A 12323-nucleotide genomic window follows, 5' to 3' on the forward strand; every position below is an offset into this window, starting at 1 on the left:
CGGGCGCAGACTGAGGCTGCGAGGACAGCAGCCCGCACAGGCTGCCGGGTCACCCTAGGCCCGCGGGACCCCCGTCAGGGATCTTGCGCCCGCAATTTCTGCAAGATTTTGCAGTCTCTTGACCATCAGACCCTCAGCGCGCCCGCTCGACGCGCCCCTCGTCCCAGACTGGCTCGTCGGACTCGTAGACCCGCCCGTCCGCGCCGAAGACGAGGAACCGGTCGAAGCCGCGGGCGAACCACCGGTCGTGGGTCACGGCGAGCACCGTGCCCTCGAACGCGGCCAGGCCGTCCTCCAACGCCTCCGCGGAGTGCAGGTCGAGGTTGTCGGTGGGCTCGTCCAGCAGCAGGCAGGTCGCCCCGCTCAGCTCCAGCAGCAGGATCTGGAAGCGCGCCTGCTGTCCACCGGAGAGCGAGTCGAACGTCTGCTCGGCCGACCTGGCCAGGCCGTAGCGGTCGAGGGCGCGGGCCGCCTCGTCGCGGGGCTTGCCCGCCCGGTGCTCGTCGCCGCGGTGCAGGACCTCCAGGAGCGTGCGGCCCATCAGCGCCGGGTGCTCATGCGTCTGCGCGAACCAGCCAGGCCGCACCCGCGAGCCCAGCCGCAGCCGGCCCGTGTGCGCGACCGGTGCCGGCTGCACGTCGCCGACCGGCTGGTGCTCCGGCTCGGGGTCGGTGCCGCCCGCGGCGACGAGCCGGAGGAAGTGCGACTTCCCCGACCCGTTGCTGCCCAGCACCGCGACCCGCTCGCCGTACCAGACCTCGAGGTCGAACGGCCGCATCAGGCCGGTCAGCTCGAGGCCCTCGGCGATCACGGCGCGCTTGGCGGTGCGACCGCCGGTGAGACGCATCCGCACGTTCTGCGTGAGCGGCAGCGCCTCGGGCGGCCCAGCCTCCTCGAACCGGCGCAGCCGGGTCCGCGCGGCCTGCAGCCGGGCGGCCATGTCGGAGTTGTAGGCCGCCTTCTGCTTGTACATCACCACGAGGGCCTTGAGCTTGGCGTGCTCCTCGTCCCAGCGGCGGCGCATCTCGTCGAGCTTCTCGAACCGGTCGGCCCGCGCCTGGTGGTAGGTCGAGAACCGGCCCGGGTGCACCCACAGCGTGGACCCGGCGGCCCCGGGCTCCAGGGTCGCGATGCGGGTGGCCACCCGGTCGAGCAGCTCGCGGTCGTGGCTGATGAACAGCACCGTCTTCGGCGACTCGACCAGCCGCTCCTCGAGCCAGCGCTTGGCCGGCACGTCGAGGTAGTTGTCCGGCTCGTCGAGCAGCAGCACCTCCTCCGGGCCGCGCAGCAGCGCCTCGAGCACCAGCCGCTTCTGCTCCCCGCCCGAGAGGGTGGTGACCTTGCGCCACTGGGCCTTCTCGAACGGCATACCGAGCGCGGCCACGGTGCACACGTCCCACAACGTCTCGTAGTCGTAGCCGCCGGCGTCGGCCCAGTCGACCAGCGCCTGTGCGTAGTCGAGCTGGTCCTGCTCGCTGTCGCGCTCCATCATGCGCAGCTCGGTGCGGTCGACCGCCGCGGCTGCACGGCGCACCGCCTCCGGCGCCACCGAGACGAGCAGGTCGCGCACGGTCGAGTCGTCGCGCACCTTGCCGACGAACTGGCGCATCACTCCGAGACCGCCCGAGCGCGTGACGGCGCCCTCGTGGGCAGCGACGTCCCCGGCCACGATGCGGCCGAGGGTGGTCTTGCCGGTGCCGTTGGGGCCGATCAGGGCGACCTTGGCGCCCTCGCCGACACGGAGGCTGACCTCGTTCAGCAGCGGCCTGCCGTCGGGAAGGGTGAAGCTGACTGCGTTGATGTCGACGTGGCCCACGAGGATCTAGTCTGCGGCACGCGCAGGTCGCGCTTCACCGGGTTTTCGGTATGCCGCGGCGTCGCCCATCGGCGCGACGGCGTGCACCCCTCGTGGCTAGGCTCGCGGTCGTGCCGGCACCGACCCCGTCCCACCGCGCGATGTGGGTCTGGGACGTCTCGACTCCCGCGCAGACCGTGCAGCTGGCGCAGGACGCCGGGGTCGGGCAGCTCTTCGTCGCGGTGCCGCCACGCCTGCCGAGCTCGCCGCTGCTGCCCCAGGTCCGCGAGATCGCCCACCGCGCTGCCGCCGCCGGCATCCGGGTCGACGCCCTCGGCGGCGACCCCGGCTGGGTCGACGACCCGGGCTCAGTGGTGAGCTCCTGGCTGAGGCCGGCGATGGGCACCGGCCTCTTCGCCGGGGTGCACGTCGACGTCGAGCCCTGGAGGACGAGCGCGTGGCAGACCGACCGCCCGGGCGTGGTCAAGCGCTACCTCGGCACGCTGGAGACGATCGTCGCGGCGGCCGCCCCGGCCCCGGTCGAGGCCGACGTGCCGTTCTGGTTCCACGAGGTGCCCGCGTCAGGCTCGACCCTCGACCGCGAGACCCTGTTCCGCGTCGCGGGGGTCTCGGTGATGGCCTACCGCGACACGGCCGCCGGTGAGGACGGCACCATCGCCCTCTCCACCCCGGCCGTCACCGCCGCGACCGAGCTGGGCAAGGGTGCCCGGGTCGGCCAGGAGACCAACGACCTCGGTGACCACCCGGCCGCCGCGAAGCAGACCTTCCACGGCCAGAGCCGCACCGAGCTCGAGCGGCAGCTCGCGCAGGTCGGCGCGGCGTTCGCCGGTCGGTCCGGCTACGCCGGCATCGCGATCCACGACTCCGCCGGCTACGCCGCACTGGCGCTTCAGCAGTCGTAGGAGCTACTCCGAGAGGACCCGCACCGCGCGTGCCTGCTCGGCCCGGGTGGCGAGCTCGTCGTCCGGCGGGTAGACGACCTCCTCCAGCGACAGCCCGTGCGCCGGCATGACCGCCACCGAGGGGTCGCGCCGGCGGGCCACCAGCACCTGCGCCGGCCACTCGACAGCGCGACGGCCCTCCCCCACCGGGACGACGGCGCCCACGAGCGCGCGCACCATGGAGTGGCAGAAGGCGTCGGCCTCGACCGTGCCGGCGACCGTGCCGTCCGGCAGCCGCGCCCACGAGTAGGTCAGCAGGGTGCGCACGGTCGTGGCGCCTTCCCGCTTCTTGCAGAAGGCGGCGAAGTCGGCGAGTCCGAGCAGGGTGCGCGCCGCGGCGTCCATCGACTCCACGTCCAGCAGGTGCTTGACCACGACCGTGTCGCGCCGCCGCAGCGGGTCGAGCGAGGTGGGGTCGTCGCACAGACGGTAGAGGTAGCGCCGCCGCACCGCGGAGAAGCGGGCGTCGAATCCCTGCGGTGCGACCCTGACCCGCCGCACCACCACGTCCGGCGGCAGGATGCCGTTGAGCCGCGTCACCGCGGCCGCCTCGGGCGTGCGGTCTGAGCGACCGGGCACCGCAGCCCAGGCGGCCGGGTCGACGTCGGCGTGGACCACCTGCCCACGGGCGTGCACCCCTGCGTCGGTGCGACCGGCCACGGTGAGCCGCACCGGCTCTGGCGCACGCAGCAGGGTCGTCACCGCCCCGGTGAGCTCCCCCTCGACCGTGCGCCGTCCGGGCTGGGCGGCCCAGCCCGAGAAGTCGGTGCCGTCGTAGGCGAGGTCGAGCCGCACCCGCAGCGACGCGCCCCCCGCACCCTCGCCCACGCCTGCCTGCTCCACGTCGCCAACCCTATGACCCCGCCCGCCGGCAACGCGGCACACACCCGGCCCCGCGGCATACCCGGTGAAAGATTCGCCCAAGCTTGCCCAGCAGGGCGAACCTTCGCCCCGGAACGAAAGGTTGGGCGAACCTTGCCGAGCGGACACCGCGGCACACCTGGGGTCACACGCGCGCCGCCCCGCCACGGCGAAGGCCGCCCGCCCCCGGAGGGGACGAGCGGCCTTCGTCATGCTGGCCTGTCAGACCGAAGTGGTCAGGAGCCGGCCTTGGTGAAGCCGGCGGCCTCAGCGGCCTCGGCGGACTGGAACCAGACCTCGGCAACCGTCTGCTCGAACCACTGGCCGTCGGGCTCGTGGTACTTCATCGAGTTCATGTTGCCCTTGACGGTGTAGGCCTCGTCGGGGGACGAGCCGTCCTCGTTCGCGGCAACCGCGCCCTCGGGGATCTCGACGGCCGCAGTCTCGGTCTGCTCGACCTCGACCTCGACGACCTCCTCGTCCTTGGCCGGCTTGTCCGCCTTCTTGGCGTCCTTGGCGGCGCGCTTGGTGGCGGCCTCGGCCTCCTTGACGGTGGCCTTCTTGGCGAGGGGCTCGCGGACGAGCTCGATCACGGCCATGGGGGCGTTGTCGCCCTTGCGCGCACCGATCTTGGTGATGCGCGTGTAGCCGCCGGGACGCTCGGCCATGTCGGGCGCGATCTCGGTGAAGAGACGGTGCACGACACCCTTGTCGCGGACAACGGTCATGACCCGACGACGGGCGTGCAGGTCACCGCGCTTGGCGAAGGTGACCAGACGCTCGGCGAGCGGGCGCAGCCGCTTGGCCTTGGCCTCGGTGGTGGTGATCGAGTCGTTCTCGAACAGCGAGGTGGCCAGGTTGGCCAGGATCAGCCGCTCGTGAGCCGGACCGCCGCCGAGACGGGGACCCTTGGTGGGGGTGGGCATGGTTCAGGTTCTCCTTGGATGGGGACCGACAGGGTCGGTCAGAGCTGCTCGTCCTCGGCGAACGACTGGTCGTCGTCGGCCGTCTCGTCGTAGTCGTCGCCGTAGGAGTCAGCGATCGCGCTCGGGTCGAACCCGGGCGGGCTGTCCTTGAGCGCCAGGCCCATGCCGACCAGCTTCGCCTTGACCTCGTCGATCGACTTCGCACCGAAGTTGCGGATGTCGAGCAGGTCGGCCTCGCTGCGGCTGACGAGCTCACCCACGGTGTGGATGCCCTCGCGCTTGAGGCAGTTGTACGAGCGGACGGTCAGGTCGAGGTCCTCGATCGGCAGCGCCAGGTCGGCGGCCAGGGCCGCGTCGGTCGGCGACGGGCCCATGTCGATGCCCTCGGCCTCGACGTTGAGCTCGCGGGCCAGGCCGAACAGCTCGACCAGGGTCTTGCCGGCGGAGGCCATCGCGTCGCGCGGGGCCATCGAGTTCTTCGTCTCGACGTCGACGATCAGCTTGTCGAAGTCGGTGCGCTGCTCGACACGGGTCGCCTCGACCTTGTAGGTCACGGCCAGGACCGGGCTGTAGATGGAGTCCACCGGGATGCGGCCGATCTCCTGGTCGCCGGACTTGTTCTGCGCGGCGGAGACGTAGCCGCGACCGCGCTCGACGGTCAGCTCCATCTCGACCTTGCCCTTGCCGTTCAGCGTGGCGATGTGCAGGTCGGGGTTGTGCACCTCGACACCCGCGGGCGGGGCGATGTCGGCGGCGGTGACGACGCCGGGGCCCTGCTTGCGCAGGTACATCACGACCGGCTCGTCGTGCTCGGAGGAGACGACCAGGCCCTTGATGTTGAGGATGATCTCGGTGACGTCCTCCTTGACCCCGGGGATCGTGGAGAACTCGTGCAGCACGCCGTCGACGCGGATGCTGGTCACCGACGCACCCGGGATGCTCGAGAGCAGGGTGCGGCGCAGGGAGTTGCCGAGCGTGTAGCCGAAGCCGGGCTCGAGGGGCTCGATGACGAAGCGGCTGCGGTTGTCCGCAACGACCTCTTCGCTGAGTGAGGGACGCTGTGCAATCAGCACGGTGATTCTTCCTTCCCACAGGCGACCGCTATTTGACGCCTTGTGAAAGTGCCGGTCCGACCGGCTGCCTGGCTGCCTCTGTCCGCAGACCAGACCAGTGGCGCTCGTATGCCGCGTGCGCACGGGGCGCACGCGGCATACGCGCGGGGTGGGTCAGCTCTTGGAGTAGAGCTCGACGATGAGCTGCTCGGTGAGGATCGTGTCGATCTGCTCACGGACGGGCAGCTGGTGGATGAGGATCTGCAGCGAGCCGGGGACGACCTGCATCCAGGCCGGGACGGGACGCTCACCGTAGGTCTGGCGGGCCAGCTCGAACGGGAAGGTCTCTACCGACTGCTTGCGGACGGTGATGATGTCGTACTGCTCGACGCGGTAGGACGGGACGTCCACGCGCACACCGTTGACCTCGAAGTGGCCGTGGGTCACGAGCTGGCGGGCCGCACGACGGGTGCGGGCCAGGCCGGCGCGGTAGACCACGTTGTCCAGGCGGGACTCGAGGATCTGGAGCAGGTTGTCACCGGTCTTGCCCGAGCGGCGCGAGGCCTCCTCGTAGTAACCGCGGAACTGCTTCTCCATGACGCCGTAGGTGAAGCGAGCCTTCTGCTTCTCCTGCAGCTGGGTGAGGTACTCCTTCTCCTGCATCCGGCGACGGCCGTGCTGGCCGGGCGGGAAGGGACGGAGCTCGAAGTTCTTGTCGCCGCCGACGAGGTCGACCTTGAGGCGACGCGACTTCTTGGTGATGGGTCCGGTGTAACGGGCCATGAGTTCTTATCTACCTTTCCCGTTAGTCAGACGCGACGGCGCTTGGGCGGACGGACACCGTTGTGCGGCGAGGGCGTGACGTCGCTGATCGCGCCGACCTCGAGGCCGGTGGCGGTCAGGGAGCGGATGGCGGTCTCACGACCGGAACCCGGGCCCTTGACGAAGACGTCGACCTTGCGCATGCCGTGCTCCATCGCGCGGCGAGCGGCAGCCTCGGCGGCCATCTGCGCGGCGAACGGGGTGGACTTGCGCGAGCCCTTGAAGCCGACCTGGCCGGCAGAGGCCCATGAGATCACGGCGCCGGTGGGGTCCGTGATCGAGATGATGGTGTTGTTGAACGTGCTCTTGATGTGAGCGTGCCCGTGGGCGACGTTCTTCTTCTCCTTGCGGCGCACCTTCTTGGCGCCAGCCGCAGTACGGCTCTTGGGGGGCATTACTTACCAACCTTCTTCTTGCCGGCCACCGTGCGCTTGGGGCCCTTGCGGGTGCGGGCGTTGGTCTTGGTGCGCTGGCCGCGCACCGGGAGACCGCGGCGGTGGCGCAGCCCCTCGTAGGAGCCGATCTCGACCTTGCGGCGGATGTCGGCCTGGATCTCGCGACGGAGGTCACCCTCCATCTTGACGTTCGCGTCGAGGTAGTCGCGGAGCTTCACGAGCTCCTCGTCCCCGAGGTCGCGCACGCGGGTGTTCGGGTCGACGCCCGTGGCCGCGAGGGCTTCCTTGGAGGTGGTGCGACCCACCCCGAAGATGTAGGTGAGAGCGACCTCGACGCGCTTCTCGCGCGGCAGGTCGACACCAACAAGACGTGCCATCTTGTTCAGATTCCTTTGATCACTCGGAGGTCTGGAGCAGTACCAGTCCGGATGTCGTCCCTCACTCTGGTGTGGAGGGATCCGGTCCCCGGCCTCCGAGCCGGGGGTGACGTCCTGGGCCGACTCGACGGTCGGGCCGACAGGGGCCGGGTACTGCGGTCATTCACTTGTGTCGCGCTTCTTCGAAGAGATGCGTCTCGTGCGGGGCTGGGAGCCCGGTGGCTGCTCAGCCCTGGCGCTGCTTGTGGCGCAGGTTCTCGCAGATCACCATGACCCGGCCGTGGCGGCGGATCACCTTGCACTTGTCGCAGATCTTCTTGACGCTCGGCTGAACCTTCATTGCCTCTGCTGTCTATGTCGATCTGGCACCACCGCCCCGGGCGGGGCGGCAGGTCTTGCTCGTCAGCGGTAGCGGAAGACGATGCGGCCGCGGGTCAGGTCATAGGGGCTGAGCTCAACGACCACCCGGTCCTCGGGGAGGATCCGGATGTAGTGCTGACGCATCTTGCCCGAGATGTGAGCGAGAACCTTGTGACCGTTGGTGAGCTCCACGCGGAACATCGCGTTCGGCAGAGCCTCGACGATCGTGCCCTCGATCTCGATGACACCGTCCTTCTTCGCCATATCCTCCACAATCCGTGACTCGGCCCACCCCAGGATGGGACAGGCTCATGTGCACGACACGCGCGCATACGCATGCCGACGCACCAGTCTAGGGGAGACAGCCGCACTACACGAAATCCGGCGGACTGCGCCAGATGCACGATGACCTCGGCGTGGCGACCCAGAAGACTGCCCGAAGGCGCGCGACCACCACGTGTGTGAGGAGTCTGCCATGGGTGCCACCGATCCTGCCGCCCCCGCCGACGTCACCAGCCTTCGCGAGGGGTTCGACGGCGCGGTGCTGCTGCCCACCGACGCGGGCTACGAGCAGGCCCGGGTGCTGTTCAACGCCATGATCGACCGGCGTCCGGCGGTCATCGCCCAGTGCGCCTCCCCCGACGACGTGGCCCGCGCCATCGGCTTCGCCCGCGGGCACGACCTCGACCTGTCGGTGCGCGGCGGCGGTCACGGCGTGGCGGGAACCGCGCTGGCCGAGGGTGGCCTCGTCGTCGACCTGCGCCGGATGTGCACGGTCGACGTCGACCCCGCGGGGCGGACGGCCCGGGTCGGCGGCGGCGCGACCATGAGCCACCTGGACCGTGCCTGCCAGCCCTTCGACCTGGCGACGACCGGTGGGCGGGTCTCCACCACGGGTGTCGGCGGGTTCACCCTCGGTGGCGGCACCGGCTGGCTGGACCGCAGGTTCGGCCTGGCCTGCGACAACCTGCTCTCGGCCGAGCTGGTCACGGCGGCCGGCGAGCAGGTGGTGGCCAGCGACGCCGAGCACCCCGACCTCTTCTGGGCGCTGCACGGCGGGGGCGGCAACTTCGGTGTGGCCACGGCCCTGACCTTCCGGCTGCACGAGGTCCCGACGTCGACGCTGGCCCTGCTGATGTGGCGGCCTGAGGAGGCCGAGCAGGTGCTTCGCGCCGTGCGCGACCTCTTCGAGGGCGGCCCCGACGAGATCGGCGGTGGTGCCCTGTGGATGACCGCCCCCGAGGAGGAGTTCGTCCCGGCGGAGCTGGCGGGCCGCCTGGTCTGCGCGGCAGTGGTGGTCTTCGTCGGCCCCGAGGAGGGCGCACGGGACGTCATCGCTCCCCTGCTTGCGCTGCGCCCCGGTGCCGAGCTGGTGGCCGAGATGCCGTACGCCGACCTGCAGTCCTCGATCGACGACCCTCCGGGCTACCGCAACTACTGGTCGGCCGAGCACCTGTCGGCCCTGCCCGACGAGGCCGTGGCCGCGTTCTGCCGGGTCTCCGAGCAGCTCATCAGCCCGGCACCGGCACAGTCGGCGCTGTTCGCGGGCGGTGGCGCAGCCGGCCGGGCCACCACGGACTACCCCATCCCCTGGCGCAGGGACCCCTGGACCGTGCACCCCTTCGGCCTGTGGGCCGACCCGGTCGACGACGAGCGGGTCATCGGCTGGACCCGCGAGCTGCGCTCAGCCGTGCGGCCGTGGGCCACCGGTGCCGTCTACCTCAACTTCATCGGCGACGAGGGCGCGGACCGCGTCAGAGCCGGGCTCGGTGAGGCGAACTTCGAGCGGCTGGCCGCCATCAAGCGGGTGTGGGACCCCGACAACCTGTTCCGGCGCAACCACAACATCGCTCCCGTGCCCGCCTGAGGGCGGCGGTCCGGGCGGTCAGGACAGGGGGGCGTATGCCGCTCCGGCGGCTTCGAGCCGGCCCTTGCCGCCGTCGAGGGCGGTGAGGACCCACAGGCCATCGTCGGTGACGGCGACCGAGTTCTCCCAGTGCGCCGCACGGGAGCCGTCGGTGGTCACCACGGTCCACTCGTCGCCCAGCACGTGGGTGTCGGCGGTGCCCAGGGTGACCATCGGCTCGATGGCGACGGTGACCCCGGAGCGCACGGTCGGGCCCTTGTCCCGCACCCGGTAGTTCGGGACCTGCGGCTCCTGGTGCATCTCGGTGCCGATGCCGTGCCCGACGTAGTCCTCGACGATCCCGTAATCGCGGGCGTCGCGCTCTCCCGCGGCGGTGATGCTGTCCTCGACAGCCGCGCCGACGGCATACAGCGGCTGGCCCACGGCCAGCGCGGCGATGCCGGCCCACATCGAGTCCTCGGTGGCGTCGATGAGGGCGAGGTCCTCGGGCCGACCGGCCTCACGGCCGCCGACGATCACCGAGATCGCGGCGTCGCCGTGCCAGCCGTCGACGACGGCTCCGCAGTCGATCGAGAGCAGGTCGCCCTCGTGGAGCACCCGGGCGCCCGGGATGCCGTGGACCACCTCGTTGTTGACCGACGTGCAGAGGGTGTGCCGGTAGCCGGGGACGCCCTTGAACGACGGGGTCGCGCCGCTGCCCAGGATGTGCTCCTCGGCGAGCTCGTCGAGCTGGAGGGTGGTCATTCCCGGCCGCACGGTCTGCGCCAGCAGCTGGAGGGTCTGTCCGACCACCAGGCCGGCGCGCCTCATGAGCGCGATCTGGTCGGGGGTCTTGGTGTCGATGCGGGACCTGCCGAACATCAGGAGTGCCGCGCTCCCTCGAGGGCGTCGTCGATGCGGCGGGTGACCTCGTCGACCTCACCCATCCCGTCGACCTGCACGAGCAGGCCGCGCCCGGCGTAGACGTCCGCCAGGGGGGCGGTCTCACGACGGTAGATGGCCTGCCGCTCGCGGATGACCTCCTCCGTGTCGTCGGCGCGGCCCTCGATCTCGGCGCGCTTGAGCAGGCGCTGGACCACCGCGTCCTCGTCGACGGTCAGCTCGAGCACGGCGTCGAGCGCGTGGCCGTCCTCGGCCAACATCGCGTCGAGGGCGTCGACCTGGGCCAGGGTGCGGGGGTAGCCGTCGAGCAGGAAACCCTGCGAGGCGTCGTCCTGGCGCAGGCGGTCGCGCACGATGGCGTTGGTGATCTCGTCGGTGACGTAGCCGCCCGAGGCCAGGATGTGCTTGACCTGCATGCCGAGCTCGGTCTCGTTCTTGATGTTGGCCCGGAAGATGTCGCCGGTGGAGATGGCGGGTATGCCGTGGCCGGCGGCGACACGGGTGGCCTGGGTGCCCTTTCCGGCACCGGGGGGACCGAGGATGATCAGACGCATCAGCGGAGGAACCCTTCGTAGTGACGCTGCTGCAGCTGGGACTCGATCTGCTTCACGGTCTCCAGACCAACCCCGACGATGATCAGGATTGACGTGCCACCGAACGGGAAGTTCTGGTTGGCGCCGACGAGCACCAGGGCAATCAGCGGGATCAGCGAGATGAGGGCCAGGTAGATGGCCCCGGGGACCGTGATGCGGGTGATCACGTAGTCCAGGTACTCCGCCGTGGGTCGCCCGGCGCGGATGCCTGGGATGAAGCCGCCGTACTTCTTCATGTTGTCGGCGACCTCGGTGGGGTTGAACGTGATCGACACGTAGAAGAACGTGAAGAACAGGATCAGCCCGATGTAGATGACCATGTAGATCGGCTTGTCACCGGTGACCAGGTTCTGGTCGATCCAGGTGACCCACCCCGGCTGGTCGCCCGTCGCGGAGCGGTTGAACTGCGCGATGAGGGTGGGCAGGGCCAGCAGCGAGCTGGCGAAGATGACCGGGATGACGCCGGCCATGTTGACCTTCAGCGGGATGTAGGTGGAGGTGCCGCCGTACATCTGGCGCCCCACCTGCCGCTTGGCGTACTGCACCGGGATGCGGCGCTGGCTCTGCTCGACGAAGACGACGAGCGCGATGATGAGGAAGCCGAGCAGGATGACGCCGAGGAAGATGTCCCAGCGGCCGTCGCGCTGCTGGATGGCCCACAGCGAGCCGGGGAAGGTCGCGGCGATCGAGGTGAAGATCAGCAGCGACATGCCGTTGCCGATGCCCTTGTCGGTGACGAGCTCGCCCAGCCACATCACCAGGCCGGTGCCGGCGGTCATGGTGAGCACCATGATGACCAGCGTCGGGACGGAGTCGTCGGGCAGGATGCTCGTGCAGGTCGGGCCGAACAGGCTCTGCGGGTTCTGCGCGAAGGTGATCAGCGTCGAGGACTGCAGGACCGCCAGGCCGATGGTCAGGTAGCGGGTGTACTGCGTCATCTTCGCCTGGCCCTGCTGGCCCTCCTTCTTGAGGGCCTCGAACCGCGGGATCACCACGGTGAGCAGCTGCACGATGATGCTCGCGGTGATGTACGGCATGATCCCGAGCGCGAAGATCGAGAGCTGCAGGAGGGCGCCGCCGCTGAAGAGGTTGGCGAGGCCCAGCACGCCGGTGGTGGTCGGCGCCTCCTTGATGCACTGCTGCACGGCGGTGTAGCTGACGCCGGGGACGGGCACCAGGCTGCCGAGCCGGAAGACCGTGAGGATCGCGAGGGTGAACAGCAGCTTCTTGCGCAGGTCCGGCGTCTTGAACGCTCGGGTGAAGGCGGTGAGCACTGGTCCTCCTGGGTGGTGCGGGCGTCCCCCGCGGGTGTGGCTGGTGTGGCTGGGCGATCTCTGTGGTGCGGTCGGGGCTGCGCGAGCTTCGGCTGCGCAGCCCACGGAACGATACCCCGCCCCCGTCGCCGGGGACTCTACCGCTCCTGCGAAGAGC

14 protein-coding genes are annotated in these 12323 nt (G+C 70.3%); 2 read left to right on the forward strand and 12 right to left on the reverse strand.

Annotated features, from left to right (window positions below; genetic code table 11):
* Positions 1-133 precede the first annotated feature (133 nt).
* On the reverse strand, positions 134-1816 hold the full coding sequence (locus P2F65_RS05200; protein ID WP_275804830.1) for an ATP-binding cassette domain-containing protein: 1683 nt from the start codon (positions 1814-1816) through the stop codon (positions 134-136).
* A gap of 110 nt (positions 1817-1926) precedes the next feature.
* On the opposite strand from P2F65_RS05200, the gene P2F65_RS05205 reads away from it, so the two are divergent.
* Positions 1927-2718 carry a hypothetical protein gene (locus P2F65_RS05205; protein WP_275804832.1) on the forward strand — a complete coding sequence of 264 codons (792 nt, stop codon included), beginning with the start codon at positions 1927-1929 and terminating at the stop codon, positions 2716-2718.
* Positions 2719-2721: 3 nt separating this feature from the next.
* On the opposite strand, the gene truA is transcribed toward P2F65_RS05205, so the two are convergent.
* From truA to infA, 8 genes are all read right to left on the reverse strand, one after another.
* Positions 2722-3558, reverse strand: a complete 837-nt coding sequence (truA, locus tag P2F65_RS05210) for a tRNA pseudouridine(38-40) synthase TruA (protein ID WP_275807285.1) — start codon at positions 3556-3558, stop codon at positions 2722-2724.
* Between the two features lie 296 nt (positions 3559-3854).
* Positions 3855-4544: a 50S ribosomal protein L17 gene (gene rplQ / locus P2F65_RS05215; RefSeq protein WP_275804834.1), complete on the reverse strand. Its 690-nt coding sequence runs from the start codon at positions 4542-4544 to the stop codon at positions 3855-3857.
* Between the two features lie 38 nt (positions 4545-4582).
* Entirely contained in the window at positions 4583-5617 is a 1035-nt protein-coding gene (locus P2F65_RS05220) for a DNA-directed RNA polymerase subunit alpha (RefSeq protein WP_275804836.1), read from the reverse strand.
* Positions 5618-5770: 153 nt separating this feature from the next.
* Positions 5771-6379 carry a 30S ribosomal protein S4 gene (rpsD, locus tag P2F65_RS05225; protein WP_275804837.1) on the reverse strand — a complete coding sequence of 203 codons (609 nt, stop codon included), beginning with the start codon at positions 6377-6379 and terminating at the stop codon, positions 5771-5773.
* A 26-nt stretch (positions 6380-6405) separates the two neighbouring features.
* Complete coding sequence (rpsK, locus tag P2F65_RS05230; RefSeq protein WP_091756329.1) at positions 6406-6813, reverse strand: 30S ribosomal protein S11; 408 nt, start codon at positions 6811-6813, stop codon at positions 6406-6408.
* Complete coding sequence (gene rpsM / locus P2F65_RS05235) at positions 6813-7190, reverse strand: 30S ribosomal protein S13 (protein ID WP_091756331.1); 378 nt, start codon at positions 7188-7190, stop codon at positions 6813-6815. Before rpsM ends, rpsK begins: the two co-directional genes overlap by 1 nt.
* A gap of 226 nt (positions 7191-7416) precedes the next feature.
* Positions 7417-7530 (reverse strand): 50S ribosomal protein L36, encoded by a 114-nt coding sequence (gene rpmJ / locus P2F65_RS05240; RefSeq protein ID WP_010148647.1) that lies wholly within the window; start codon positions 7528-7530, stop codon positions 7417-7419.
* Between the two features lie 62 nt (positions 7531-7592).
* Complete coding sequence (gene infA, locus P2F65_RS05245; RefSeq protein ID WP_006946284.1) at positions 7593-7814, reverse strand: translation initiation factor IF-1; 222 nt, start codon at positions 7812-7814, stop codon at positions 7593-7595.
* A gap of 211 nt (positions 7815-8025) precedes the next feature.
* Here infA and P2F65_RS05250 point away from each other — a divergent pair, with 211 nt between their 5' ends.
* Positions 8026-9417, forward strand: a complete 1392-nt coding sequence (locus P2F65_RS05250) for an FAD-binding oxidoreductase (protein WP_275804863.1) — start codon at positions 8026-8028, stop codon at positions 9415-9417.
* Between the two features lie 18 nt (positions 9418-9435).
* Here the strand turns inward: P2F65_RS05250 and map are convergent, their stop codons facing one another.
* Genes map through secY form a run of 3 tightly spaced genes read right to left on the reverse strand, consistent with a single transcriptional unit; the run spans position 9436 to position 12166 of the window.
* A complete protein-coding gene (gene map / locus P2F65_RS05255) occupies positions 9436-10278 on the reverse strand; it encodes a type I methionyl aminopeptidase (RefSeq protein WP_275804865.1) in 843 nt (280 codons plus the stop codon).
* Complete coding sequence (locus P2F65_RS05260; protein ID WP_275804867.1) at positions 10278-10853, reverse strand: adenylate kinase; 576 nt, start codon at positions 10851-10853, stop codon at positions 10278-10280. Before P2F65_RS05260 ends, map begins: the two co-directional genes overlap by 1 nt.
* Positions 10853-12166, reverse strand: coding sequence for a preprotein translocase subunit SecY (gene secY, locus P2F65_RS05265; protein WP_275804869.1), 1314 nt, complete (start codon positions 12164-12166; stop codon positions 10853-10855). Before secY ends, P2F65_RS05260 begins: the two co-directional genes overlap by 1 nt.
* Positions 12167-12323: the final 157 nt, after the last annotated feature.

The sequence above is a fragment of the Knoellia sp. p5-6-4 genome (genome assembly GCF_029222705.1).
GTDB lineage: Bacteria > Actinomycetota > Actinomycetes > Actinomycetales > Dermatophilaceae > Pedococcus_A.

Excerpts from the sequence above, each read along its gene's own strand:
- P2F65_RS05260 (WP_275804867.1), bottom strand. The coding sequence starts at position 10,853 with ATGCGTCTGATCATCCTCGGTCCCCCCGGTGCCGGAAAGGGCACCCAG.
- infA (WP_006946284.1), bottom strand. The coding sequence starts at position 7,814 with ATGGCGAAGAAGGACGGTGTCATCGAGATCGAGGGCACGATCGTCGAG.
- rpmJ (WP_010148647.1), bottom strand. The coding sequence starts at position 7,530 with ATGAAGGTTCAGCCGAGCGTCAAGAAGATCTGCGACAAGTGCAAGGTG.
- rpsM (WP_091756331.1), bottom strand. The coding sequence starts at position 7,190 with ATGGCACGTCTTGTTGGTGTCGACCTGCCGCGCGAGAAGCGCGTCGAG.
- rpsK (WP_091756329.1), bottom strand. The coding sequence starts at position 6,813 with ATGCCCCCCAAGAGCCGTACTGCGGCTGGCGCCAAGAAGGTGCGCCGC.
- rplQ (WP_275804834.1), bottom strand. The coding sequence starts at position 4,544 with ATGCCCACCCCCACCAAGGGTCCCCGTCTCGGCGGCGGTCCGGCTCAC.
- rpsD (WP_275804837.1), bottom strand. The coding sequence starts at position 6,379 with ATGGCCCGTTACACCGGACCCATCACCAAGAAGTCGCGTCGCCTCAAG.
- map (WP_275804865.1), bottom strand. The coding sequence starts at position 10,278 with ATGTTCGGCAGGTCCCGCATCGACACCAAGACCCCCGACCAGATCGCG.
- P2F65_RS05250 (WP_275804863.1), top strand. The coding sequence starts at position 8,026 with ATGGGTGCCACCGATCCTGCCGCCCCCGCCGACGTCACCAGCCTTCGC.